A 21,451-nucleotide genomic window follows, 5' to 3' on the forward strand; every position below is an offset into this window, starting at 1 on the left:
CGACTCGGCCTCAGCGAGCCAGACGCTCCCGCACGACCTCGGCCAACCGGCTCGCGTGGGCGTCGGCTGCCGCCTGATCGGCGGCCTCGACCATGACGCGGACCATCGGCTCGGTGCCGGACGGGCGCAGGAGCACCCGACCCGTGTCGCCGAGCTCGGCCTCGACCTCGCGCACGGCGCCCGCGACGCCGTCGTCGTCGTGCAGCGCGTGATGGTCGACGTCCCGGACGTTCACGAGCACCTGCGGGTACACGGTCATGACCGACGCGAGCTCGGCCAAGGACTTGCCGGTGCGCGCCATCTCGGCGACCAGGTGCAGGCCCGTCAGCACGCCGTCGCCCGTCGTCGCGAACTCGGTCATGATGACGTGCCCGGACTGCTCGCCGCCCAGTGCGTACCCTCCGGCGGTCAGCGCCTCGAGGACGTACCGGTCGCCGACCTTGGTCTCGACCACGCGGATGCCGCGCTCGGCCATCGCGCGCTTGAGCCCGAGGTTCGACATGACGGTGACCACGAGGGTGTCGTCGGTGAGCAGCCCGCGTTCGTGCATCGACACCGCGAGGATCGCCATGATGCGGTCGCCGTCGATGACCCGGCCGTCCGCGTCGACCGCGAGGCAGCGGTCCGCGTCGCCGTCGTGGGCGATGCCGATGTCGGCTCCGTGCTCGACGACGGCGCGCTGGAGCTGCTCGAGGTGGGTCGAGCCGACGCCGTCGTTGATGTTCATGCCGTCGGGGTCGGCGCCGATGACGATGACCTCGGCACCGGCGTCGCGGAAGGTCTCGGGCGAGACGCCCGCGGCGGCGCCGTGCGCGCAGTCGAGCACGACCGTGAGCCCCTCGAGGCGCGCGGGGAGGGTGCCGAGCAGGTGGACGACGTAGCGGTCCTCGGCATCGGCGAAGCGGCGGATGCGGCCGACGCCGTCGCCGGTCGGGGCGAGCTTCTGCCTGCCGAGGTAGGACTCGATCCGGTCCTCGACCTCGTCGGGCAGCTTGGTGCCGCCGAACGAGAAGAACTTGATCCCGTTGTCGGGAGCGGGGTTGTGCGACGCCGAGATCATCACGCCGAAGTCGGCGGCGATGCTGTCGATGAGGAACGCCGTCGCCGGAGTGGGGATGACGCCGGCGTCGAGGACGTCCACGCCCGAACTCGCGAGTCCCGCGGAGACCGCTGCGGTGAGGAACTCACCCGAGACGCGGGGGTCGCGTGCGACGATCGCGACGGGCCGGCGACCGGCGGCGCGATTCTCGTCGGCGTGCCGGCCCTGGGTGAGGACCGCGGCAGCAGCCTGGGCGAGGCCCAGGGCCAGGTCAGCCGTGAGTTCACGGTTGGCCAGGCCCCGGACCCCGTCGGTTCCGAAGAGCCGAGGCATCTGGAGTGCCGGTTCTCGCGCTTAGCGCTTCGAGAACTGGGGCGCCTTGCGGGCCTTCTTGAGCCCGGCCTTCTTGCGCTCGATGACGCGGGCGTCGCGCGTGAGGAAGCCGGCCTTCTTCAGGGTCGGACGGTTGTTCTCGCGGTCGATCTCGTTCAGCGCACGGGCGATCGCGAGGCGCAGCGCGCCGGCCTGGCCCGAGGGGCCGCCGCCGGTGATGCGCGCCACGACGTCGTACGAGCCGCTGAGCTCGAGGACCGTGAACGGGTCGGTGATCAGCTGCTGGTGGAGCTTGTTCGGGAAGTAGTCCGCGAACGCACGGCCGTTGACCGTGATGGTGCCCGCGCCCGGCACGACGCGCACGCGCGCGATGGCCTGCTTGCGGCGGCCGACGGCCGCGCCCGAGACGTTCAGCACGGGACGCGCCGCGGGGGCGGCGGCCGGAGCCGACTCGGTGGTGTAGCTCTCAGGAGCCTGGTCGATCTGGTCTGCGATCTTCGCCATGGTGGTGTCTGAGTCCTTTTTCGCTCTGCGCCGGGCTTACTGGGCGACCTGGGTGAGGGTGTACGGCTTCGGCTGCTGGGCCGAGTGCGGGTGCTCCGGGCCGGCGTAGACCTTCAGCTTCTTGATCTGGGCGCGGCCGAGCGAGTTCTTCGGCAGCATGCCGCGGATCGCCTTCTCGACGGCGCGGACGGGGTTCTTCTCGAGGAGCTCGGCGTAGCCGACGGCCTTGAGGCCGCCCGGGTAGCCGGAGTGGCGGTAGGCCTTCTTCTGCTCGAGCTTCTGGCCGGTGAGGGCCACCTTGCCCGCGTTGACGATGATGACGAAGTCACCGGTGTCGACGTGGTTGGCGAAGATCGCCTTGTGCTTGCCGCGGAGGATCGAGGCGGCGTGGCTCGCGAGGCGGCCGAGCACGATGTCGGTGGCGTCGATGACGACCCAGTCGCGCTGGATCTCGTTCGCCTTCGGAGTGTAGGTGCGCGTCACAGTAGTGCTGCTTTCTGATCGAGTGAGGGGTTCGTGAATCCCGCTCCGGTGGGGGTTCTCCCGCGATGCGGGGGAACGCTCCGGTGGAGGGCTCAACTTCGGATGCCGGCGCAGATGGCGGCACCAAAGCGATAGCTTACCCGACGACGCCGTCGACGTGCAATTCGCGCCTCGCGCGGGTCTGCTCGGAGCGGACCGCGAGCTCCGCGTCCGGCGGGTACCCGACCTCGATGAGCGTGAGCCCCTTGGCCGGAAGCACCTTGAACGCGCTCGTGCGCTCGCCCGCCCGCATCAGCTCGGCGGGGCCCTCGGTCGCGAGCCGTCCCTCCCCGACCGCGACGCACGCCCCCACGAGCGCACGCACCATCGAATGGCAGAACGCGTCCGCCTGCAGCGATGCGACGAGCACCCCGTCGGCGCCGCGGCGCCACCGGTAGGACTGCAGCGTCCGGATGGTCGTCGCCCCGTCGCGCGGCTTGCAGAATGCCGCGAAGTCGCCGAGTCCGAGCAGCCGCTGCGCCGCGGCATCCATCGCCTCGACGTCGAGGCCGCGCGGCATCCAGACCGTGCGATGCCGCTGCAGCGGGTCCCGCACGCCGGCCGCATCCGCGATGCGGTACTCGTATCGCCGCCAGACCGCCGAGAACCGGGCGTCGAACCCGTCGGGCGAACGCAGCACGGAACGGATCGCCACGTCGTCGTCGCGCGCGCCCAGGATTCCCGTGATCCGGCGTTCGAGGACCGCGAACGGGTCGGCGGCGGATGCGCCGTCGTGCTCGCCGCGCCGAGGGCGGGTGACCGCAGCGAACGACGCTTCGTCGACGTCGAAGTGCACGACCTGCCCGGTCGCGTGCACCCCCGCATCGGTGCGGCCGGCGACGACCAGCCGCGGCGCGACCTCCGCCCGACGGAACAGCGTCGCCAGTGCCGACTCGAGGACCCCCTGGACGGTGCGCAGACCCGGCTGGCGACTCCACCCCGAGAACCCCGTGCCGTCGTAGGCGACGTCGGCGCGCACCCGAATCGTCATCCGCGCTCTCCCATTCCCCCAGCCTACGGCGGCCCCCAGAGGACGCAGACGCGCGGAGCCCCTGCAGCGCGTGCTGCAGGGGCTCCGGGTGCGTGGTGCGCGGGGCTACTTCGCCTCGGCCGCCTCGGCCTCCTCGGCGGGGGCCTCGGCCGACTCCTCCGACGCCTCGGCGCCGGCGGCCTCGTCGACCGCGGCCTCGGCCTCGGTCACCTCGGCCTCGGGGGTCTCGGCGGGGGCGTCCTCGACGGGAGCCTCGTCGGCAGCGGCGGGCTTGGCGGCGCGCTGCTTCGGCTGGACCGGCTCGAGCACGAGCTCGATCACGGCCATGGGGGCGTTGTCGCCCTTGCGGTTCCCGATCTTCGTGATGCGGGTGTACCCGCCCTCACGATCGGCGACCTGCGGCGCGATGACCGCGAACAGCTCGTGGACGACCGACTTGTCGCCGATCACCCCGAGCACGCGACGACGCGCGTGCAGGTCGCCGCGCTTGGCGAAGGTCACCAGGCGCTCGGCGAACGGACGCAGGCGCTTGGCCTTGGTCTCGGTCGTGGTGATCCGCTTGTGCGTGAACAGCGCAGCGGCGAGGTTCGCGAGCAGCAGGCGCTCGTGCGCGGGTCCGCCTCCGAGGCGGGGGCCCTTCGTGGGCTTCGGCATGGTTCGTTATCTCCAGTGGTGAGGGGTGGGTGCGGCCCGTGGCCTGCTAGTTCTCGTCGTCGAAGCCCGTGTAGAAGTGGGCGCCGTCGAAGCCGGGGACCGAGTCCTTCAGCGCGAGGCCCATCTCGGTGAGCTTGTCCTTGACCTCGTCGACCGACTTCTGACCGAAGTTGCGGATGTTCATCAGCTGCGACTCGGACAGCGCCACGAGCTCGGACACCGTGTTGATGCCCTCGCGCTTGAGGCAGTTGTACGAGCGGACCGACAGGTCGAGGTCCTCGATCGGGATCGACAGCTCGCTCGAGAGCACCGCGTCGACCGGCGCGGGGCCGATCTCGATGCCCTCGGCCGCGCTGTTGAGCTCGCGCGCCAGGCCGAACAGCTCGACGAGCGTGCGGCCGGCCGACGCGATCGCGTCGCGCGGCGAGATCGCGGGCTTGGTCTCGACGTCGACCACGAGGCGGTCGAAGTCGGTGCGCTCGCCGGCACGCGTGGCCTCGACGCGGTAGGTGACCTTCAGGACCGGCGAGTAGATCGAGTCGACCGGGATCTGGCCGGCCTCGGCGTACTCGGCCCGGTTCTGGCTCGCCGAGACGTAGCCGCGGCCTCGCTCGATGGTGAGCTCGAGCTCGAACTTGGCGGCGTCGTTGAGCGTCGCGATGACCAGCTCGGGGTTGTGCACCTCGACGCCCGCCGGAGCGGAGATGTCGGCTGCGGTGACCTCACCGGCGCCCTGCTTGCGCAGGTAGGCGGTGATGGGCTCGTCGTGCTCGCTGGAGACGACCAGGTTCTTGATGTTGAGGATGATCTCGGTGACATCCTCCTTCACGCCGGGCACGGTCGAGAACTCGTGGAGCACGCCGTCGATGCGGATGCTCGTCACGGCTGCGCCGGGGATCGAGGAGAGGAGGGTGCGACGGAGCGAGTTCCCCAGGGTGTAACCGAAGCCCGGCTCGAGGGGCTCGATCACGAAACGCGAACGGAACTCCGAGATGTTCTCTTCGGTGAGCGTCGGACGCTGTGCGATCAGCACGGTGTGATTCCTTTCGGCAGGGTGTCCGCTATATGACACCTGCGAGTTCGAGGATCTTGAGTTGTTGAGAGAACGTGTCGTCGGTCGAGCAGGCCCGTCAGGGCCGCATCGAGGCCGGGCGGATGCCGCGTGGCGTCCCGCTGCGGGCGAAGGCGCCCTGCTCGACCGACGGTGACCGTGCTAGACGCGGCGACGCTTCGGCGGGCGGCAGCCGTTGTGCGCCTGGGGCGTCACGTCGGTGATGCTGCCGACCTCGAGGCCTGCGGCCTGGAGCGACCGGATCGCGGTCTCGCGGCCCGAGCCCGGGCCCTTGACGAAGACGTCGACCTTCTTCATGCCGTGCTCCTGCGCCTGGCGCGCGGCCGACTCGGCGGCGAGCTGCGCGGCGAACGGCGTCGACTTGCGCGAGCCCTTGAAGCCCACGCCGCCGGACGACGCCCAGCTGATCACGGCACCGGTCGTGTCGGTGATCGACACGATGGTGTTGTTGAACGTCGACTTGATGTGGGCCTGGCCCACGGCGATGTTCTTCTTGTCCTTCTTGCGCGGCTTGCGAGTCGCCGCCTTGGGTGCTGCCATGTTCGAAATCTCCTAGATCTGGCGCGAGCGGTTACTTGCGGCCGGGCTTCTTCTTGCCCGCGACGGTGCGCTTCGGGCCCTTGCGGGTACGAGCGTTGGTCTTGGTCCGCTGACCGCGGACGGGCAGGCCGCGGCGGTGGCGCAGGCCCTCGTAGGAGCCGATCTCGACCTTGCGGCGGATGTCGGCGGCGACCTCGCGGCGGAGGTCGCCCTCGACCTTGTAGGTGCCCTCGATGTGGTCGCGGAGCGCGACGAGCTGGTCGTCGCTGAGGTCCTTGACGCGGATGTCACCGCTGATGCCGGTGGCCTTCAGCGTCTCGAGCGCGCGGGTGCGACCGACGCCGAAGATATAGGTCAGTGCGATCTCCACGCGCTTCTCGCGCGGGATGTCGACTCCTGCCAGACGTGCCATGGTGGCTTCTCCTGTTGGATGTGTCGGAGGTGTGGAGCACTTCCGGTGCCTCGGCCTCCGTCCGAGGGTGTCCCCCGCGCCTCTCGGCGCGGGTTCTTGGAAGTGCCGGTATGAAGTTGCGTCGGCGCGGGACTAGCCCTGGCGCTGCTTGTGGCGCGGGTTCTCGCAGATGACCATCACGCGGCCGTGGCGGCGGATGACCTTGCACTTGTCGCAGATGCGCTTGACGCTGGGGTTGACCTTCACAGTCGTTGTTCCTTCTCGCTGTCCTCGTGCCCGCGGGGTGCCGCGGGCCGTTACTTTCCGAGCAGCCCTACTTGTAGCGGTAGACGATCCGGCCGCGGGTCAGGTCGTACGGGCTCAGCTCCACGATCACGCGATCCTCGGGGAGGATGCGGATGTAGTGCTGGCGCATCTTTCCGGAGATGTGGGCGAGCACCTTGTGCCCGTTGGTCAACTCCACCCTGAACATCGCGTTCGGGAGGGCTTCGATGACCGAGCCTTCGATCTCGATGACGCCGTCTTTCTTGGCCATAGACTCACTATCGCTTGGAGTGTGGGTTTTCGGTCGTGCGATGATGATGCACGAGCCCGGCACCACCCATCGGGGCAGGCCGGAACAGGCGTGCAAAACACCAAGGGTCAACTATAGGCGAACACGGTGCGGATCGCCAGTCGAGCCGCGTGTCGGCTTGCGGAGCACGACCCGCCGATGCGTCGGGGAACCCTCGCGGCGAGCGGATGCCGCCGCTCGGCGGTCACCCCGACCCGGGCGCGACGGCCTCCGCGGCGCGCCGCGCCTCATCCGCGCCCTCCGCCGCGACGGCCGCCTCCGCCATCCGCTCGGCGTCCCTCGGGCCGACCCCGGCCAGGCGCGTCCGCACGTCGCCGAGCGCGCTCGGCGACATCGACAGGCTCGTCACCCCCAGGCCGACCAGCACGACCGCGAGCAGCGGGTCTGCGGCGGCCTCGCCGCAGACGCCGACCGGGCGCCCGACGCGGCGCCCGGCCGCGCCGACCTCGCCGATGAGCCGCAGCACCGCCGGCGACCACGGATCCTGCAGCCCGGCGACCGAGGCCAGCAGCCGGTCCGCGGCCATCGTGTACTGGGTCAGGTCGTTCGTGCCGATCGAGGCGAACTCGCACGCCGCGAGCACGCGGTCCGCGATGAGCGCGGCCGACGGCGTCTCGATCATCACGCCCGCACTCTCGAGTCCGTACTCCCGGCACAGCCCGACGAACCAGCGCGTCTCCTCGACGGTCGCGATCATGGGCGCCATGACCTGCAGGTCGGCGCTCGTCGCGGCATCCGCTGCCGCCAGCGCGGCGAGCTGCTCCCGCAGGACGCCCTCGGAGCGCCTGAGGGCGCGGATGCCGCGCAGGCCGAGCGCGGGGTTCGCCTCCTCGTCGTCGTTGACGAAGGCGAGCGGCTTGTCGGCGCCCGCGTCGAGGACGCGCACCACGACCTTCCGACCCGGGAACGCCGCGAGCAGGCGCGTGTACGCCTCCCGCTGCGCGTCCGCATCCGGAGCCGCCTGCGAATCGAGGAAGAGGAACTCGGTCCGGAACAGTCCGACGCCTTCGGCTCCGAGCTCCACGGCGCGGACGGCCTCGTCCGGCGCCCCGAGGTTGGCCAGGAGCGCGACCGGGGTGCCGTCGGCGAGGCGACCGGGGGCGACCGGCGCCGCGGCCCGCTCGGCGCGTTCGGCGATCCGCTGCTCCGCCTCGGCCAGCTGTTCGGGCGTCGGCGCTCCCACCACCCGCCCTCGCGCGGCATCGACGATCACGGATTCGCCGTCGACGAGCGCCTCGGCATCCGCTGCGCCGATGACCGCGGGCAGCCCCTTCTCCCTCGCCAGGATCGCGGTGTGCGACGTCGGGCCGCCCTCGAACGTGACGAGTGCGAGGACCCGCTCGAGGTCGAGGAGCGCGGTGTCGGCCGGCGCGAGGTCTCGCGCGACGAGCACGAAGGGGTGCCCCGGCTCGGGCACACCCGGCGCGGGCGACCCGGTCAGGTGCGCGACCACGCGCTGCGACACGTCGTCGAGGTCGGCGGCACGTTCGGCCAGGTAGCCGCCGAGCGACGCGAGCAGCTCGCGGTAGGCGGCGAACGCCTCGTGCACGGCGCGCTCGGCGGTCCGGCCGCCCGCGATACGCGTGCGCACGTCCGCGAGCACCGACGGATCCCCGGCCATCAGGGCCTGGGCCTCGAGGACCTCCTGCGCCGAACCGCCCGCCCGGTCGCCGCGACTGCGGAGCTCCTCGCCGACGGCGACGAGCGCGCGCGTCGCGCGCTCGACCTCGGCGGGCTCGTCCACGGTCCGGGCGTCCTCGGGAGGGTCCGGGATGCGATCCGCCATGCGGGCGACCCGCCCCACGGCGATCCCCTCGCCGATGCCGATCCCGGTGAACTCCATCGCGCACTCCCCCGTCGGTCGACGCAGTCGCCGGGCCGGCGAACTCCGTCCGGCTCTCACCCTAGCCCGGCGGCTCCGTCGACCGGAGGGCGCGCTCGGATCAGGAGATGGGCACGGGCCGCACGCCGAACGGCTCCAGTCCCCCAACGCCGCCATCGGGGGCGGTGAGCACCCAGATGCCCGCGCCGTGGACCGCGACGCTGTGTTCGACGTGCGCCGCGTCCGAGCCGTCGACCGTCGCGACCGTCCAGCCGTCCTCCCGCACGAAGGTGTCCGGGTGGCCGGCGACGATCATGGGCTCGATCGCGACGACGAGCCCGGGTCGCACGCGCGGACCCCGTCCGCGCACGGAGTGGTTGTGGACCGAGGGCTCCTCGTGCATGCTGCGCCCGATCCCGTGCCCGCCGTAGCCCTCGACGATGCCGAACGGACCCGACGCCTCGACGGACTCCTCGATCGCCTCGCCGACCTCGTTGAGGTGACGCGCGCCGGCCAGCGCGGCGATCCCGGCCCACAGCGCGTCCTCCGCGGCGCGGACCAGCTGCGAACGAGCTGCGACGACGTCGGGGCGCTCCGGGTCGGGCAGCACGGCCGAGAACGCGGCATCGCCGTTCCATCCGTCGATCTCGACGCCGCCGTCGACCGAGACGAGCGCACCGGGCGCGAACAGCCGATCGTCCGGGATGCCGTGGACCACGTCGTCGTCGACCGAGACGCACACGGCATGCCGGTACCCGGGCACGAGGCGGAAGTTCGAGCGGCCCCCGTGCGATCGGATGACCTCGTCGGCGACCGCATCCAGCTCCAGCGGTGTCGCCCCGACCGCGAGCCGCTCGCGGACGCTCGCGAGCAACGCCGCGGTCGCCTCGCCGGCGGGCCGCATCGCGCGGAGTTCGGCCGGGGTCTTCAGCCGGAGCCGGCGGAACACGGACCCGGCGCTACGCGGCGCCCGCGGCCGCGCCGTCGCCGTTGGGCTGCAGGCCGCGTTCCGCGAGTGCGACGAAGATGCGCTCGGTGACCTCGGCGAGCGTGCCGACGCCGTCGATGCGCACGACGAGGCCCTGGGCGCGGTAGACGTCGAGGATCGGTGCGGTCTCGCGCTCGTAGATCGCGAGACGGTTCTCGATGACCTCTTCGGTGTCATCCGTCCGGCCCTGCTCGAGCGCACGCTGGCGAAGGCGCGAGATCGACTCCTCGCGAGGGACCACGAGCTCGATGACGGCGTCGAGCGACGCACCGCGGGTCGAGAGGAACCGCGCGAGATCGTCGACCTGGCCGCGGTTGCGCGGGTAGCCGTCGAGCAGGAATCCGCGCTCGGCATCCGCCTGCTCGAGACGGTCGCTGACCAGTTCGCTGGTCAGCTCGTCGGGGACCAGGTCGCCGGCCTCGATGATCGCCTGGACGCGCTTGCCGAGCTCCGTGCCGCCCTTGACGTTCGCGCGGAAGATGTCGCCGGTGGCGACCTGCGGAACGCCGAAGGCCTCGGCGACGAGCACGCCCTGGGTGCCCTTGCCCGAACCCTGCGGACCGACGATGAGGAAGCGGGCGGAGGCGTTCTGATGCGTCATCGGAGGAGTCCTTCGTAGTGGCGCTGCTGGAGCTGGGCGTCGATCTGCTTCACGGTCTCGAGGCCGACACCCACGATGATGAGGATCGAGGCGCCGCCGAACGGGAAGTTCTGGTTCGCACCGAACCACGCGAACGCGACGAGCGGCAGCAGCGCGACGAGGCCGAGGTAGAGCGATCCGGGAAGCGTGATGCGCGTCAGCACGTAGTCGAGGTACTCCGCGGTCGGCCGGCCGGCCCGGATGCCGGGGATGAAGCCGCCGTACTTCTTCATGTTCTCGGCGACCTCGTCCGGGTTGAACGTGATGGCGACGTAGAAGTACGTGAAGCCGACGATGAGCATGAAGTACAGGAGCATGTAGAGCGGGTGGTCGCCCTGCGTCAGGTAGTTGGTGATCCACACCACCCAGGCCTGAGGCTCCTCGCCCGCTGCGGGCTGGTTGAACTGCGCGATGAGCGCGGGCAGGTAGAGCAGCGACGAGGCGAAGATGACGGGCACGACGCCGGCCATGTTCACCTTGATCGGGATGTAGGTGTTGTTGCCGCCGTACGTGCGTCGCCCGACCATCCGCTTGGCGTACTGCACGGGCACACGGCGCTGGGACTGCTCGACGAAGACGACCGCCACGACCACGAGCAGCCCGATGCCGAGCACGAGGGCGAAGATGTCGAAGCCGCGCGTCATCGCGATCGCCCAGAGGGAGCTGGGGAACGTCGCCGCGATCGACGTGAAGATGAGCAGCGACATGCCGTTGCCGACGCCGCGCTCGGTCACGAGCTCGCCCATCCACATGATGAGGCCGGTGCCGGCGGTCATGGTCACGACCATGAGCAGGATCGCGTACCACGCGTCGTTCGTGATGAGCTGCGCGCACGCGGGGTCGGAGTTGGCCGGGAACAGCGCGCCCGACCGAGCGACGGTGATGAGCGTCGTCGACTGCAGGACGCCCAGGGCGATGGTGAGGTACCGCGTGTACTGCGTGAGTCGGCCCTGGCCGGCCTGGCCCTCCTTGTAGAGGGTCTCGAAGTGCGGGATCACCACGCGCAGCAGCTGCACGATGATCGCCGCGGTGATGTACGGCATGATGCCGAGCGCGAAGATCGACAACTGGAGCAGCGCGCCGCCCGAGAACACGTTGACGAGCTCGTACAGGCCCGACGCGCCCTGGTTCGACGCCAGACACTGCTGGACGTTCCCGAAGTCCACGAACGGCGCCGGGATGAACGAGCCGAGGCGGAACAGGGCGATGATGCCCAGCGTGAACCCGATCTTCCGGCGAAGGTCGGGGGTGCGGAAGATCCGCCCGATGGCGTTGAACACTCGTCCTCCTGTTACTGACGCCGCAGTCAGCGTGAATGCGGCTCGAGCCTGTCGAGACCCCCGTGAATCATACGCGAGGTCCCGACAGGCTCGAATCCCTGTGTGGGTGGATCGGTCCTAGTTGACCGATCCGCCCGCGGCGACGATCTTCTGCTCTGCGGAGCCGGAGACCTTGTCGACCGCGACATTGAGCTTGACCTGCAGGTCGCCGTCGCCGAGCACCTTGACGCGCTCGTTCTTGCGGACGGCGCCCTTGGCCACGAGGTCGGCGACGGTCACGTCGCCGCCCTTCGGGTAGAGCTCGGCGAGCTTGGCCAGGTTGACCACCTGGTACTCGACGCGGAACGGGTTCTTGAACCCGCGCAGCTTCGGCGCACGCATGTGGTACGGAAGCTGGCCACCCTCGAAGCCGGGGCGGATGTTGTTGCGGGCCTTCGAGCCCTTGGTGCCACGGCCCGCCGTCTTGCCCTTCGAGCCCTCACCGCGACCCACGCGGGTCTTGTCCTTCTTGGCACCGGGCGCGGGGCGCAGGTGGTGCACCTTCAGGACCGGCTCGCGAACGACGTCCTCGGACGCCTTCGCGGCGGGGGCCTTCTTCGCCGGGGCCTTCTTCGCGGGGGCCTTCTCGGCCTTCGCGTCGTCGGTCTTGGCGGCGGCCTTGGCCGGAGCCTTCTTCTCGGCGGCGGCCTTGGCCGGAGCCTTCTTCTCGGCTGCCGGCTTCGCGGCGGCCTTCTTCGCGGGAGCCTTCTTCGGGGTCTCCTCGGCGACGGAGTCCTTCTTCTCGTCAGCCATCAGTCGATCTCCTCAACCTTCACGAGGTGGGCGACGGTACGAACGTAGCCGCGCACCTGGGGGGTGTCCTCGCGAACGACGCTCTGGCCGATCTTCTTCAGACCGAGGCTGCGCAGCGTGTCGCGCTGGTTCTGCTTCTCGCTCACCTTGGACTTGATCTGGGTCACCTTCAGCTTGGCCATCAGGCACCTGCCTTCGCTGCTGCGGCAGCCTCGGCTGCCTGGGCCTCTGCACGCAGCAGGCGCGCCGGGGCGACCTCGTCGTAGTCGAGGCCGCGGCGGGCGGCGACGGCGCGCGGCTCTTCGAGCTGCTTGAGCGCCTCCACCGTAGCGTGCACGATGTTGATGGTGTTCGACGAACCGAGCGACTTGCTCAGCACGTCGTGGATGCCCGCGCACTCGAGGACGGCGCGAACCGGTCCACCGGCGATGACACCGGTACCGGGGCCGGCCGGGCGCAGGAGCACGACGCCGGCGGCGGCTTCGCCCTGCACCGGGTGCGGGATCGACGAACCGACGCGAGGCACACGGAAGAAGTTCTTCTTCGCCTCCTCGACGCCCTTCGAGATCGCGGTCGGCACCTCGCGGGCCTTGCCGTATCCGACGCCGACGAGCCCGTTGCCGTCGCCCACGACGACGAGCGCCGTGAAGCTGAAGCGGCGACCGCCCTTGACGACCTTCGACACGCGGTTGATCGTGACGACGCGCTCGAGGAACTGGCTCTTCTCGGCGTCGCGGTCGCGACGGTCGCGGCCCTGGCCGCGGTCGCGGCCGCCACGGCGGCCTTCGCGCTCGTTGCGCGGCGGCTCCGAGGACGCTGCGGTCTCGACGGGTGCCTCTGCGGTCACCTCGGTCTCCTTCGTGTTGCCCTGGTTCTCAGTAGGTGCGGTGCTCACAGGTTCAGCCCAGCCTCTCGCGCTCCGTCGGCGATCGCTGCGACACGACCGGCGTACTTGTTGCCGCCGCGGTCGAACACGACCGACTCGATACCCGCCTGCTTGGCGCGCTCGGCGACGAGTTCGCCGACCTTCTTCGCCTTGGCGGTCTTGTCGCCGTCGAGTGCACGGAGGTCTGCCTCCATGGTCGAAGCGGATGCCACGGTGCGGCCCTTGCTGTCGTCGACGACCTGCACGAAGACGTGTCGTGCCGAACGCGTCACCACGAGACGGGGACGCTGCTCGGTGCCGACGACCTTCTTGCGAAGCCGGGTGTGGCGGCGCGAACGCGCAGCCGACTTGCTCTTGACGGCCATGATTACTTACCAGCCTTTCCGGCCTTGCGACGCACGACCTCGCCTGCGTAGCGGATGCCCTTGCCCTTGTAGGGCTCGGGCTTCTTGATCTTGCGGATGTTGGCGGCGGTCTCGCCGACGGCCTGCTTGGAGATGCCGGCGACCGTGAGCTTGTTGTTGCCCTCGACGGTCAGCGTGATGCCGGCGGGAGGCTCGACGACGACCGGGTGGGAGAAGCCGAGTGCGAACTCGATCGAGGAGCCCTTCTGGGCGACTCGGTAGCCGGTACCGACGATCTCGAGGCCCTTGGAGTAGCCCTGGGTCACGCCGACGATGTCGTTCGCGATGAGCGTGCGGGTCAGCCCGTGGAGCGAGCGCGACTCGCGCTCGTCGTCCGGTCGGGTGACGAGGACCTGGTTGTCCTCGACCTTGACCTCGATGGGGCTCGCGACGGTGAGCGAGAGCTCGCCCTTCGGGCCCTTCACGGTGACGGCGCGGCCGTCGACCTTCACGTCCACCCCGGCGGGGATGTCGATGGGGAGTCGTCCGATTCGTGACATGGAACTACCACACGTAGGCGAGGACTTCCCCACCCACGCCCTTCTTCTCGGCCTGGCGGTCGGTGAGCAGACCGCTGGAAGTGGACAGGATCGCGACGCCGAGGCCGCCGAGCACCTTGGGGATCTCGGTCGACTTCGCGTAGACGCGGAGGCCGGGCTTCGAGACGCGCTTGATGCCGGCGATCGAACGCTCGCGGTTGGGGCCGAACTTGAGGCTCAGCGTGAGCGTCTTCCCGACGCGCGCGTCGGCGATGTCGAAGTCCGCGATGTACCCCTCGGACTTGAGGATCTCGGCGATGTGCCCCTTGAGCTTCGAGTGCGGCATCGACACGGAGTCGTGGTGCGCCGAGTTCGCGTTGCGAAGGCGCGTCAGCATGTCAGCGACCGGGTCGGTCATCGTCATGACGGTTGTTTCCTTACGTTCACCAGGTTTCAGGACCCGTTACACGGGGACTGACCTGTGGTGGTGGCCTCACGCGGTCGCGTGGGGCCGATCGTCCCGCCGGCGGGGCCCCGGATCGCTCCGGAACCCGCGCCGATCGGGCACAAACTCGTAGAGTCTACTACGCGTTGTCGACGGACTTGAACGGGAAGCCGAGCGCCTTGAGCAGCGCGCGACCCTCGTCGTCCGTCTTGGCGGTGGTCACCACGGTGATGTCCATACCGCGGACGCGGTCGATCCGGTCCTGGTCGATCTCGTGGAAGACCGACTGCTCGGTCAGACCGAACGTGTAGTTCCCGGTGCCGTCGAACTGGCGGTCCGAGAGCCCGCGGAAGTCGCGGATTCGCGGGAGCGCCAGCGAGAGCAGGCGGTCCAGGAACTCCCACATGCGGTCGCCGCGCAGCGTCACGTGGGCGCCGATGGGCTGACCCTCGCGGAGCTTGAACTGGGCGATCGACTTGCGGGCCTTGGTGACCTGCGGCTTCTGACCGGTGATCTTGGTGAGGTCGGCCACTGCGCCGTCGATGACCTTGCCATCGCGTGCAGCCTCGCCGACACCCATGTTCACGACGATCTTGACGAGCCCGGGGACCTGGTGCGGGTTGGTGTACCCGTTCGCCTCGGTGAGCGCCGTCGTGATCTCCGTGCGGTACTTGGTCTTCAGACGCGGCTGGATTTTGCCAGCCTGCGCAACCGTGTCGGTCATTACAGGTCCTTACCTGACTTCTTGGCGTAGCGAACGCGGACCGTCTTCTCGACGCCGTCCTTCACCACGGTCTCGGTGCGGAAGCCGACGCGGGTCGGCTTCTTGGTCTCGGGGTCGACGATCGCGACGTTCGACACGTGGATCGAGGCCTCGTGGGTCTCGATGCCGCCGGTCTTCGTGCCGCGCTGCGTCTGGCCGACGCGCACGTGCTTGGTGACGTAGTTCACGCCCTCGACGACGACGCGGTTCCGCTCGGGGATGACCTCGATGACACGACCCTGCTTGCCGCGGTCTCCGCCGCGGGCCTGGGTCTTGCCCGAGATCACCTGGACGAGGTCGCCCTTCTTGATCTTCGCCATGGTTACAGCACCTCCGGCGCCAGCGAGATGATCTTCATGAACTTCTTGTCGCGAAGCTCCCGGCCGACCGGCCCGAAGATGCGGGTGCCACGGGGGTCACCGTCGTTCTTGAGGATCACCGCGGCGTTCTCGTCGAACTTGATGTAGGAGCCGTCGGGACGACGGGTCTCCTTCACGGTGCGGACGATGACGGCCTTGACCACATCGCCCTTCTTCACGTTGCCGCCGGGGATCGCGTCCTTGACGGTGGCGACGATGACGTCGCCCAGGCCCGCGTAGCGACGGCTCGAGCCGCCGAGCACGCGGATGGTGAGCAGCTCCTTGGCGCCCGTGTTGTCGGCGACCTTGAGCCGGGATTCCTGCTGAATCACTTCGTACTCCTTCTGGGAAGCAAGCCCGGGGGCTTACTTGGCCTTCTCGACGATCTCGACCAGGCGCCAGCGCTTGGTGGCGCTGAGCGGGCGGGTCTCGGAGATCACGACGAGGTCGCCGATGCCGGCGGTGTTCTGCTCGTCGTGCGCCTTGACCTTCGACGTACGGCGCATGACCTTGCCGTACAGCGGGTGCTTCACGCGGTCCTCGACCTCGACGACGATGGTCTTGTCCATCTTGTCGCTGACGACGTAGCCGCGGCGGACCTTGCGGTACCCGCGGACGAGTTCGGCCGACTCGGCGACCTCGGCCGCAGCCTTCTTGGTCTCAGCCATGATCAGGCCTCCTTCGTCTCGGCCTCGGTCGCCTCAGCGGCGGCCTTGGCCTTCTTCGTCTTCTTCGCAGGCGCTGCGGGCGCCTCGACCGGCGCGGGCGTGGCACGGATGCCGAGCTCGCGCTCACGGATGACCGTGTAGATGCGGGCGATGTCGCGCTTCACGGCGCGCACGCGGCCGTGGCTCTCGAGCTGACCGGTGGCGGCCTGGAAGCGGAGGTTGAACAGCTCCTCCTTGGCCTTCTTCAGCTCGTCGACGAGACGCTCGTCCTCGAAGGTGTCGAGCTCGACGACAGCGAGCTCCTTGGAACCGACAGCCATTATGCGTCGCCCTCCTCGCGCTTGATGATGCGTGCCTTGAGGGGCAGCTTGTGGATTGCACGGGTCATGGCCTCGCGAGCGAGTTCCTCGGAGACGCCGGAGACCTCGAAGAGGACCCGACCCGGCTTGACGTTGGCGACCCACCACTCGGGCGAACCCTTACCGGAACCCATGCGGGTCTCGGCGGGCTTCTTCGTGAGCGGACGGTCGGGGTAGATGTTGATCCACACCTTGCCGCCACGCTTGATGTGACGCGTCATGGCGATACGAGCGGACTCGATCTGACGGTTGGTCACGTAGGCGGGGCTCAGGGCCTGGATGCCGTACTCGCCGAAGGAGACCTTCGTGCCGCCGGTGGCCTGGCCTGAACGGCCGGGGTGGTGCTGCTTGCGGTACTTGACTCGACGGGGAATCAACATGGTTATGCCTCAACTCCTGCTGCGGCCGGCTCCTGCGCGCGCGGCGCACGACGGCGGTCATTGCGCTCGCGCGACGGCTTCTGGGCCGCCTGCTCGCGGGCGAGCTCCTTGTTGGTGATGTCGCCCTTGTAGATCCAGACCTTCACGCCGATGCGGCCGAAGGTGGTCTTGGCCTCGTAGAAGCCGTAGTCGATGTTCGCGCGGAGCGTGTGCAGCGGCACCCGGCCCTCGCGGTAGAACTCCGAGCGGCTCATCTCGGCGCCGCCGAGACGGCCGGAGACCTGGATCCGGACGCCCTTGGCGCCGGCGCGCTGCGCGCCCTGCAGGCCCTTGCGCATCGCGCGGCGGAAGGCCACGCGGGCGGAGAGCTGCTCGGCGATGCCCTGCGCGACGAGCTGGGCGTCGGCCTCGGGGTTCTTGACCTCGAGGATGTTGAGCTGGATCTGCTTGCCGGTGAGCTTCTCGAGGTCGGCGCGGATGCGCTCGGCCTCGGCGCCGCGGCGGCCGATCACGATACCCGGACGGGCCGTGTGGATGTCCACGCGGACGCGGTCGCGGGTGCGCTCGATCTCGATGCGCGAGACTCCCGCGCGGTCGAGCGACGTCTGGAGCAGGCGACGGATCTTGACGTCCTCGGCGAGGTAGTCGGCGTAGCGCTGTCCGGGCTTGGTCGAGTCGGAGAACCACCGCGACACGTGGTCGGTGGTGATGCCGAGACGGAAGCCGTACGGGTTGACCTTCTGACCCATTACTTCGTACCCTCCTCGGGCGTGGCGAGCACGACGGTGATGTGGCTCGTTCGCTTGTTGATGCGGAAGGCACGACCCTGCGCGCGCGGCTGGAATCGCTTGAGGGTGGTGCCCTCATCGACGAATGCCGTCTTCACGTAGAGGTCCTGCTCGTCCAGGTAGGTGTTCGTGGCATCGGCCTTGACGCGAGCGTTCGCGATTGCCGAGGCGACGAGCTTGTACACCGGCTCGCTCGCACCCTGGGGTGCGAACTTCAGGATGGCCAGGGCCTCCTGTGCCTGCTTGCCGCGGATCAGGTTGACGACGCGACGGGCCTTCATGGGGGTCACGCGGATGTGACGCACGCGGGCGATCGACTCCACCATTTCTCTCCTCCTTCACACCACCGCGTCAGCGGCGGCGGCCCTTCTTGTCGTCCTTCACGTGTCCACGGAAGGTGCGGGTGGGCGCGAACTCGCCGAGCTTGTGGCCCACCATGGTCTCGGTGACGAACACCGGGATGTGCTTGCGGCCGTCGTGCACGGCGATCGTGTGGCCGAGCATGGCCGGGACGATCATCGAGCGACGCGACCACGTCTTGATGACGTTCTTCGAACCCGCTTCGTTCTGCGAGGCGACCTTGCGAAGCAGGTGCTCGTCGACGAAGGGGCCCTTCTTGAGGCTGCGAGGCATCTTCTCTTACTCCTACTTGCGCTTCTTGCCGACGGTGCGACGACGGACGATGAGCTTGTCGCTCTCCTTGTTGGGGCGACGGGTGCGTCCCTCGGCCTGACCCCACGGGCTGACCGGGTGGCGACCACCGGAGGTCTTGCCCTCACCACCACCGTGCGGGTGGTCGATCGGGTTCATCGCGACACCGCGGACGGTCGGGCGGACGCCCTTCCAGCGCATGCGGCCCGCCTTGCCCCAGTTGATGTTCGACTGCTCGGCGTTGCCGACCTCGCCGACGGTCGCGCGGCAGCGCGCGTCGACGTTGCGGATCTCGCCCGAGGGCAGTCGCAGCTGGGCGTAGGGGCCGTCCTTCGCCACGAGTCGCACCGACGCACCGGCCGAGCGGGCCATCTTCGCGCCGCCGCCGGGGCGGAGCTCGATGGCGTGCACGACGGTACCCGTCGGGATGTTGCGCAGCGGCAGGTTGTTGCCCGGCTTGATGTCGGCGCCGGGGCCCGACTCGATCAGGTCGCCCTGCGAGAGCTTCGCGGGCGCGAGGATGTACCGCTTGGTGCCGTCGGCGAAGTGCAGCAGTGCGATGCGCGCCGTGCGGTTCGGGTCGTACTCGATGTGAGCGACCTTGGCGGGCACGCCGTCCTTGTCGTTGCGACGGAAGTCGATGACGCGGTACTGGCGCTTGTGGCCGCCGCCGACGTGGCGGGTGGTGATCCGGCCCTGGTTGTTGCGGCCACCGGTCTTCGAGAGCGGCTTGAGCAGCGACTTCTCGGGCGTCGAGCGGGTGATCTCGGCGAAGTCGGCGACCGAGGAGCCGCGGCGACCCGGGGTCGTGGGCTTGTACTTGCGAATAGCCATGTTGGGGTTCCTCTGCTCCTTAGCCGACAGCCGTGAAGATGTCGATCGAGCCGGACTTGAGGGTGACGATCGCGCGCTTGGTGTCCTTGCGCTTGCCGATGCCGAAGCGCGTGCGACGCGTCTTGCCCTGACGGTTGAGGGTGTTGATGGAGGCGACCTGAACGCCGAAGATCTTCTCGATGGCGAGCTTGATCTCGGTCTTGTTCGCGCGGGGGTCCACGGTGAACGTGTACTTGCCCTCGTCGATCAGGTTGTAGCTCTTCTCCGAGACCACCGGCGCGATGATGATGTCGCGGGGGTCCTTGTTGTGGGCGGCGCTCATGCGGAAACCTCTTCCTTCACGGTGCCCTCGGCCTTGGGCGTCTTCGCTGCGATGAACGCCTCGAGCGCGGCCTTGCTGAAGACGATGTCGTCAGCGACGAGCACGTCGTAGGCGTTCAGCTGGTCGACCGGCAGCACGTGCACGGTCGCGATGTTGCGCACGGCACGCTCCGAGATCTCCTCACCGCGGGCGAGGACGACGAGCTGGTGCTTCGACGCGGCGATGCCCTGGAGGAGCGCGAGCGCGTCCTTCGTCTTGGCGGTCTCGCCGGCGAGCGCCTCGACCGCGTGGATGCGGCCGCCGCGAGCGCGGTCGGAGAGCGCGCCGAGCAGGGCCGCGGCGATCATCTTCTTGGGGGTGCGCTGCGAGTAGTTGCGCGGCTGCGGGCCGTGGACCACGCCACCGCCGGTCATGTGCGGCGCGCGGATCGAGCCCTGGCGGGCGCGGCCCGTGCCCTTCTGCTTGAAGGGCTTGCGGCCGGCACCGGAGACCTCGCCGCGGGTCTTGGTCTTGTGCGTGCCCTGACGCGCTGCGGCGAGCTGGGCGACGACGACCTGGTGGATCAGCGGCACGTTGGTCTGCACGTCGAAGAGCTCGGCGGGCAGCTCGATCGAGCCGGACTTCTTGCCGGTGACGTCGAGGACGTCGATGGAGTTTGCGGTAGCCATGGACTACGCCCCCTTCACAGCGTTGCGGACGAACACGAGACGGCCGCGCGCACCGGGGACGGCGCCCTTGACGAGCAGCAGGCCCTTCTCGGCGTCGACCGCGTGCACGCGGAGGTTCAGGACGGTGACGCGCTCGCCACCCATGCGACCGGCCATGCGCATGCCCTTGAAGACACGGCTGGGCGTCGAGGACGCACCGATCGAGCCGGGCTTGCGGTGGTTGCGGTGCGCACCGTGCGACGCGGAGACGCCCGCGAAGTTGTGGCGCTTCATGACACCGGCGAAGCCCTTGCCCTTCGACGTGCCGACGACGTCGACCAGCTGGCCGGCCTCGAAGGTGCCGTCGACGGTGAGCTCCTGGCCGAGGGCGTAGTCCGCGGCATCCGCGGTGCGCACCTCGGTCACGTGGCGGCGCGGCGTGACGCCGGCGGCCTCGAAGTGACCGGTGAGGGGCTTGGTGACCTTGCGCGGGTCGATGGCGCCCGCGGCGATCTGGATGGCCGTGTAGCCGTCCTTCTCGGGGGTGCGGAGCTGGGTGACCACGTTGGGCGCGATCTCGATGACGGTGACCGGGATGAGCTTGTTGTTCTCGTCCCACACCTGGGTCATGCCGAGCTTGGTGCCGAGCAGGCCCTTCACGTTCTTGGCAGTGGTGGACATGTCGTACCTCAGAGCTTGATCTCGATGTTGACGTCGGCCGGAAGGTCGAGACGCATGAGCGAATCGACGGCCTTGGGCGTCGGGTCCACGATGTCGATCAGGCGCTTGTGGGTGCGCATCTCGAAGTGCTCGCGGCTGTCCTTGTACTTGTGGGGCGAACGGATGACGCACACCACGTTCTTCTCGGTCGGAAGCGGCACGGGGCCGACGACCGTGGCGCCCGCGCGGGTCACCGTGTCGACGATCTTGCGCGCCGAGGTGTCGATGACCTCGTGGTCATACGACTTCAGTCGAATGCGGATCTTCTGTCCCGCCATTGCTGACTCTCTCTCTGTCAAGGCGTCTTACCCCTTCCGAGGGCATCGGACGCCGCGTAGCCACTTCGTGTGAAGCACCACTGTTCTTCTGTCAAAGGCCGGTGATCGAGCCTGTCGAAGCCACCGACGGGCGGTGACCTCGACACGCTCGACCTCGAGCCCCAACCGACCCCCGCGCTCGGGCGTGTCGCACTCACGGAAACGGGCACGGGCCGTCCGCACGCAGGCGGAAACCCATGCTCGTCGGGTGTCGGTTGTGGTGTTCTGCTGCCCGCGGCCTAGCCTGACCCGTGGCGCCCTTGCGG

Annotated in this window: 34 protein-coding genes; all 34 read right to left on the reverse strand. The window is 69.3% G+C overall.

Annotated elements, in window-relative coordinates; genetic code table 11:
- Window positions 1-10 precede the first annotated feature (10 nt).
- Complete coding sequence (gene glmM, locus DSM26151_RS11605) at window positions 11-1,372, reverse strand: phosphoglucosamine mutase (RefSeq protein WP_234659697.1); 1,362 nt, start codon at window positions 1,370-1,372, stop codon at window positions 11-13.
- Between the two features lie 21 nt (window positions 1,373-1,393).
- Window positions 1,394-1,876 (reverse strand): 30S ribosomal protein S9, encoded by a 483-nt coding sequence (gene rpsI, locus DSM26151_RS11610; RefSeq protein WP_234659698.1) that lies wholly within the window; start codon window positions 1,874-1,876, stop codon window positions 1,394-1,396.
- A 36-nt stretch (window positions 1,877-1,912) separates the two neighbouring features.
- A complete protein-coding gene (rplM, locus tag DSM26151_RS11615; RefSeq protein ID WP_234659699.1) occupies window positions 1,913-2,359 on the reverse strand; it encodes a 50S ribosomal protein L13 in 447 nt (148 codons plus the stop codon).
- 136 nt (window positions 2,360-2,495) lie between these two features.
- A complete protein-coding gene (truA, locus tag DSM26151_RS11620) occupies window positions 2,496-3,389 on the reverse strand; it encodes a tRNA pseudouridine(38-40) synthase TruA (protein ID WP_234659700.1) in 894 nt (297 codons plus the stop codon).
- 105 nt (window positions 3,390-3,494) lie between these two features.
- The gene (gene rplQ, locus DSM26151_RS11625) at window positions 3,495-4,043 is read right to left on the reverse strand and encodes a 50S ribosomal protein L17 (RefSeq protein ID WP_234659701.1); all 549 of its coding nucleotides are present in this window, start codon (window positions 4,041-4,043) and stop codon (window positions 3,495-3,497) included.
- A 46-nt stretch (window positions 4,044-4,089) separates the two neighbouring features.
- Window positions 4,090-5,076, reverse strand: coding sequence for a DNA-directed RNA polymerase subunit alpha (locus tag DSM26151_RS11630; RefSeq protein ID WP_234659702.1), 987 nt, complete (start codon window positions 5,074-5,076; stop codon window positions 4,090-4,092).
- Between the two features lie 180 nt (window positions 5,077-5,256).
- Window positions 5,257-5,655 carry a 30S ribosomal protein S11 gene (rpsK, locus tag DSM26151_RS11635; protein WP_234659703.1) on the reverse strand — a complete coding sequence of 133 codons (399 nt, stop codon included), beginning with the start codon at window positions 5,653-5,655 and terminating at the stop codon, window positions 5,257-5,259.
- A gap of 31 nt (window positions 5,656-5,686) precedes the next feature.
- Entirely contained in the window at window positions 5,687-6,067 is a 381-nt protein-coding gene (rpsM, locus tag DSM26151_RS11640) for a 30S ribosomal protein S13 (RefSeq protein WP_234659704.1), read from the reverse strand.
- Between the two features lie 132 nt (window positions 6,068-6,199).
- Entirely contained in the window at window positions 6,200-6,313 is a 114-nt protein-coding gene (gene rpmJ / locus DSM26151_RS11645) for a 50S ribosomal protein L36 (protein WP_056734976.1), read from the reverse strand.
- Between the two features lie 67 nt (window positions 6,314-6,380).
- Entirely contained in the window at window positions 6,381-6,602 is a 222-nt protein-coding gene (gene infA, locus DSM26151_RS11650) for a translation initiation factor IF-1 (protein ID WP_011186713.1), read from the reverse strand.
- A gap of 223 nt (window positions 6,603-6,825) precedes the next feature.
- Window positions 6,826-8,484, reverse strand: coding sequence for a phosphoenolpyruvate--protein phosphotransferase (ptsP, locus tag DSM26151_RS11655; protein ID WP_234659705.1), 1,659 nt, complete (start codon window positions 8,482-8,484; stop codon window positions 6,826-6,828).
- A gap of 100 nt (window positions 8,485-8,584) precedes the next feature.
- Window positions 8,585-9,367: a type I methionyl aminopeptidase gene (gene map / locus DSM26151_RS11660; RefSeq protein ID WP_234661887.1), complete on the reverse strand. Its 783-nt coding sequence runs from the start codon at window positions 9,365-9,367 to the stop codon at window positions 8,585-8,587.
- Window positions 9,368-9,422: 55 nt separating this feature from the next.
- Entirely contained in the window at window positions 9,423-10,052 is a 630-nt protein-coding gene (locus DSM26151_RS11665) for an adenylate kinase (RefSeq protein WP_234659706.1), read from the reverse strand.
- Entirely contained in the window at window positions 10,049-11,371 is a 1,323-nt protein-coding gene (gene secY, locus DSM26151_RS11670; RefSeq protein ID WP_234659707.1) for a preprotein translocase subunit SecY, read from the reverse strand. Before secY ends, DSM26151_RS11665 begins: the two co-directional genes overlap by 4 nt.
- A 117-nt stretch (window positions 11,372-11,488) precedes the next feature.
- The gene (gene rplO, locus DSM26151_RS11675) at window positions 11,489-12,163 is read right to left on the reverse strand and encodes a 50S ribosomal protein L15 (protein ID WP_234659708.1); all 675 of its coding nucleotides are present in this window, start codon (window positions 12,161-12,163) and stop codon (window positions 11,489-11,491) included.
- Entirely contained in the window at window positions 12,163-12,345 is a 183-nt protein-coding gene (rpmD, locus tag DSM26151_RS11680; protein ID WP_234659709.1) for a 50S ribosomal protein L30, read from the reverse strand. The genes rplO and rpmD overlap by 1 nt, the downstream gene beginning before the upstream one ends.
- Window positions 12,345-13,058, reverse strand: coding sequence for a 30S ribosomal protein S5 (rpsE, locus tag DSM26151_RS11685; RefSeq protein WP_407650991.1), 714 nt, complete (start codon window positions 13,056-13,058; stop codon window positions 12,345-12,347). The genes rpmD and rpsE overlap by 1 nt, the downstream gene beginning before the upstream one ends.
- Window positions 13,055-13,414: a 50S ribosomal protein L18 gene (gene rplR, locus DSM26151_RS11690; RefSeq protein WP_234659710.1), complete on the reverse strand. Its 360-nt coding sequence runs from the start codon at window positions 13,412-13,414 to the stop codon at window positions 13,055-13,057. Before rplR ends, rpsE begins: the two co-directional genes overlap by 4 nt.
- Before the next feature lie 2 nt (window positions 13,415-13,416).
- Window positions 13,417-13,953, reverse strand: coding sequence for a 50S ribosomal protein L6 (rplF, locus tag DSM26151_RS11695; protein WP_234659711.1), 537 nt, complete (start codon window positions 13,951-13,953; stop codon window positions 13,417-13,419).
- Window positions 13,954-13,957: 4 nt separating this feature from the next.
- Window positions 13,958-14,356 (reverse strand): 30S ribosomal protein S8, encoded by a 399-nt coding sequence (gene rpsH, locus DSM26151_RS11700; protein WP_234659712.1) that lies wholly within the window; start codon window positions 14,354-14,356, stop codon window positions 13,958-13,960.
- 160 nt (window positions 14,357-14,516) lie between these two features.
- Window positions 14,517-15,101 (reverse strand): 50S ribosomal protein L5, encoded by a 585-nt coding sequence (rplE, locus tag DSM26151_RS11705; RefSeq protein WP_234659713.1) that lies wholly within the window; start codon window positions 15,099-15,101, stop codon window positions 14,517-14,519.
- Window positions 15,101-15,460, reverse strand: coding sequence for a 50S ribosomal protein L24 (gene rplX, locus DSM26151_RS11710; RefSeq protein ID WP_234659714.1), 360 nt, complete (start codon window positions 15,458-15,460; stop codon window positions 15,101-15,103). The genes rplE and rplX overlap by 1 nt, the downstream gene beginning before the upstream one ends.
- A 2-nt stretch (window positions 15,461-15,462) precedes the next feature.
- On the reverse strand, window positions 15,463-15,831 hold the full coding sequence (gene rplN / locus DSM26151_RS11715) for a 50S ribosomal protein L14 (protein ID WP_129233339.1): 369 nt from the start codon (window positions 15,829-15,831) through the stop codon (window positions 15,463-15,465).
- A 33-nt stretch (window positions 15,832-15,864) separates the two neighbouring features.
- Window positions 15,865-16,167 carry a 30S ribosomal protein S17 gene (rpsQ, locus tag DSM26151_RS11720; RefSeq protein WP_286329060.1) on the reverse strand — a complete coding sequence of 101 codons (303 nt, stop codon included), beginning with the start codon at window positions 16,165-16,167 and terminating at the stop codon, window positions 15,865-15,867.
- Between the two features lie 2 nt (window positions 16,168-16,169).
- A complete protein-coding gene (gene rpmC, locus DSM26151_RS15165) occupies window positions 16,170-16,487 on the reverse strand; it encodes a 50S ribosomal protein L29 (protein WP_286329059.1) in 318 nt (105 codons plus the stop codon).
- Window positions 16,487-16,906 (reverse strand): 50S ribosomal protein L16, encoded by a 420-nt coding sequence (gene rplP, locus DSM26151_RS11730; protein WP_129233336.1) that lies wholly within the window; start codon window positions 16,904-16,906, stop codon window positions 16,487-16,489. The genes rpmC and rplP overlap by 1 nt, the downstream gene beginning before the upstream one ends.
- A gap of 2 nt (window positions 16,907-16,908) precedes the next feature.
- Window positions 16,909-17,655 carry a 30S ribosomal protein S3 gene (gene rpsC / locus DSM26151_RS11735; protein WP_234659715.1) on the reverse strand — a complete coding sequence of 249 codons (747 nt, stop codon included), beginning with the start codon at window positions 17,653-17,655 and terminating at the stop codon, window positions 16,909-16,911.
- Window positions 17,655-18,020, reverse strand: a complete 366-nt coding sequence (gene rplV / locus DSM26151_RS11740) for a 50S ribosomal protein L22 (protein ID WP_234659716.1) — start codon at window positions 18,018-18,020, stop codon at window positions 17,655-17,657. Before rplV ends, rpsC begins: the two co-directional genes overlap by 1 nt.
- 25 nt (window positions 18,021-18,045) lie before the next feature.
- Window positions 18,046-18,327: a 30S ribosomal protein S19 gene (gene rpsS, locus DSM26151_RS11745; protein ID WP_155052793.1), complete on the reverse strand. Its 282-nt coding sequence runs from the start codon at window positions 18,325-18,327 to the stop codon at window positions 18,046-18,048.
- Window positions 18,328-18,339: 12 nt separating this feature from the next.
- Window positions 18,340-19,179, reverse strand: a complete 840-nt coding sequence (rplB, locus tag DSM26151_RS11750) for a 50S ribosomal protein L2 (protein WP_234659717.1) — start codon at window positions 19,177-19,179, stop codon at window positions 18,340-18,342.
- A 19-nt stretch (window positions 19,180-19,198) separates the two neighbouring features.
- The gene (gene rplW / locus DSM26151_RS11755; RefSeq protein WP_234659718.1) at window positions 19,199-19,501 is read right to left on the reverse strand and encodes a 50S ribosomal protein L23; all 303 of its coding nucleotides are present in this window, start codon (window positions 19,499-19,501) and stop codon (window positions 19,199-19,201) included.
- A complete protein-coding gene (gene rplD, locus DSM26151_RS11760) occupies window positions 19,498-20,169 on the reverse strand; it encodes a 50S ribosomal protein L4 (RefSeq protein WP_234659719.1) in 672 nt (223 codons plus the stop codon). Before rplD ends, rplW begins: the two co-directional genes overlap by 4 nt.
- Window positions 20,170-20,172: 3 nt before the next feature.
- Window positions 20,173-20,829: a 50S ribosomal protein L3 gene (rplC, locus tag DSM26151_RS11765; protein WP_234659720.1), complete on the reverse strand. Its 657-nt coding sequence runs from the start codon at window positions 20,827-20,829 to the stop codon at window positions 20,173-20,175.
- Window positions 20,830-20,837: 8 nt separating this feature from the next.
- Window positions 20,838-21,146, reverse strand: a complete 309-nt coding sequence (rpsJ, locus tag DSM26151_RS11770; protein ID WP_017201594.1) for a 30S ribosomal protein S10 — start codon at window positions 21,144-21,146, stop codon at window positions 20,838-20,840.
- Window positions 21,147-21,451: the final 305 nt, after the last annotated feature.

It is taken from the genome of Agromyces marinus, assembly GCF_021442325.1.
In the GTDB taxonomy this organism is placed as follows: domain Bacteria; phylum Actinomycetota; class Actinomycetes; order Actinomycetales; family Microbacteriaceae; genus Agromyces; species Agromyces marinus.

What these genes read in the sequence shown, in the direction of transcription:
- rpsI (WP_234659698.1), bottom strand. Translation starts at nt 1,876, where the DNA reads ATGGCGAAGATCGCAGACCAGATCGACCAGGCTCCTGAGAGCTACACC.
- rplX (WP_234659714.1), bottom strand. Translation starts at nt 15,460, where the DNA reads ATGGCGAAGATCAAGAAGGGCGACCTCGTCCAGGTGATCTCGGGCAAG.
- rpsQ (WP_286329060.1), bottom strand. Translation starts at nt 16,167, where the DNA reads ATGGCTGAGACCAAGAAGGCTGCGGCCGAGGTCGCCGAGTCGGCCGAA.
- rplC (WP_234659720.1), bottom strand. Translation starts at nt 20,829, where the DNA reads ATGTCCACCACTGCCAAGAACGTGAAGGGCCTGCTCGGCACCAAGCTC.
- map (WP_234661887.1), bottom strand. Translation starts at nt 9,367, where the DNA reads ATGCGGCCCGCCGGCGAGGCGACCGCGGCGTTGCTCGCGAGCGTCCGC.
- rpsH (WP_234659712.1), bottom strand. Translation starts at nt 14,356, where the DNA reads ATGACGATGACCGACCCGGTCGCTGACATGCTGACGCGCCTTCGCAAC.
- DSM26151_RS11665 (WP_234659706.1), bottom strand. Translation starts at nt 10,052, where the DNA reads ATGACGCATCAGAACGCCTCCGCCCGCTTCCTCATCGTCGGTCCGCAG.
- rpsJ (WP_017201594.1), bottom strand. Translation starts at nt 21,146, where the DNA reads ATGGCGGGACAGAAGATCCGCATTCGACTGAAGTCGTATGACCACGAG.
- rpsC (WP_234659715.1), bottom strand. Translation starts at nt 17,655, where the DNA reads ATGGGTCAGAAGGTCAACCCGTACGGCTTCCGTCTCGGCATCACCACC.
- rplB (WP_234659717.1), bottom strand. Translation starts at nt 19,179, where the DNA reads ATGGCTATTCGCAAGTACAAGCCCACGACCCCGGGTCGCCGCGGCTCC.
- infA (WP_011186713.1), bottom strand. Translation starts at nt 6,602, where the DNA reads ATGGCCAAGAAAGACGGCGTCATCGAGATCGAAGGCTCGGTCATCGAA.
- rplW (WP_234659718.1), bottom strand. Translation starts at nt 19,501, where the DNA reads ATGAGCGCCGCCCACAACAAGGACCCCCGCGACATCATCATCGCGCCG.
- truA (WP_234659700.1), bottom strand. Translation starts at nt 3,389, where the DNA reads ATGACGATTCGGGTGCGCGCCGACGTCGCCTACGACGGCACGGGGTTC.
- rplD (WP_234659719.1), bottom strand. Translation starts at nt 20,169, where the DNA reads ATGGCTACCGCAAACTCCATCGACGTCCTCGACGTCACCGGCAAGAAG.
- rpsK (WP_234659703.1), bottom strand. Translation starts at nt 5,655, where the DNA reads ATGGCAGCACCCAAGGCGGCGACTCGCAAGCCGCGCAAGAAGGACAAG.
- rplV (WP_234659716.1), bottom strand. Translation starts at nt 18,020, where the DNA reads ATGGTGGAGTCGATCGCCCGCGTGCGTCACATCCGCGTGACCCCCATG.
- rplQ (WP_234659701.1), bottom strand. Translation starts at nt 4,043, where the DNA reads ATGCCGAAGCCCACGAAGGGCCCCCGCCTCGGAGGCGGACCCGCGCAC.
- rpsS (WP_155052793.1), bottom strand. Translation starts at nt 18,327, where the DNA reads ATGCCTCGCAGCCTCAAGAAGGGCCCCTTCGTCGACGAGCACCTGCTT.
- rpsM (WP_234659704.1), bottom strand. Translation starts at nt 6,067, where the DNA reads ATGGCACGTCTGGCAGGAGTCGACATCCCGCGCGAGAAGCGCGTGGAG.
- rplP (WP_129233336.1), bottom strand. Translation starts at nt 16,906, where the DNA reads ATGTTGATTCCCCGTCGAGTCAAGTACCGCAAGCAGCACCACCCCGGC.
- rpmC (WP_286329059.1), bottom strand. Translation starts at nt 16,487, where the DNA reads ATGGCTGTCGGTTCCAAGGAGCTCGCTGTCGTCGAGCTCGACACCTTC.
- ptsP (WP_234659705.1), bottom strand. Translation starts at nt 8,484, where the DNA reads ATGGAGTTCACCGGGATCGGCATCGGCGAGGGGATCGCCGTGGGGCGG.
- rplF (WP_234659711.1), bottom strand. Translation starts at nt 13,953, where the DNA reads ATGTCACGAATCGGACGACTCCCCATCGACATCCCCGCCGGGGTGGAC.
- rplO (WP_234659708.1), bottom strand. Translation starts at nt 12,163, where the DNA reads ATGGCTGACGAGAAGAAGGACTCCGTCGCCGAGGAGACCCCGAAGAAG.
- rplE (WP_234659713.1), bottom strand. Translation starts at nt 15,101, where the DNA reads ATGACCGACACGGTTGCGCAGGCTGGCAAAATCCAGCCGCGTCTGAAG.
- rplR (WP_234659710.1), bottom strand. Translation starts at nt 13,414, where the DNA reads ATGGCCGTCAAGAGCAAGTCGGCTGCGCGTTCGCGCCGCCACACCCGG.
- glmM (WP_234659697.1), bottom strand. Translation starts at nt 1,372, where the DNA reads ATGCCTCGGCTCTTCGGAACCGACGGGGTCCGGGGCCTGGCCAACCGT.
- rpmD (WP_234659709.1), bottom strand. Translation starts at nt 12,345, where the DNA reads ATGGCCAAGCTGAAGGTGACCCAGATCAAGTCCAAGGTGAGCGAGAAG.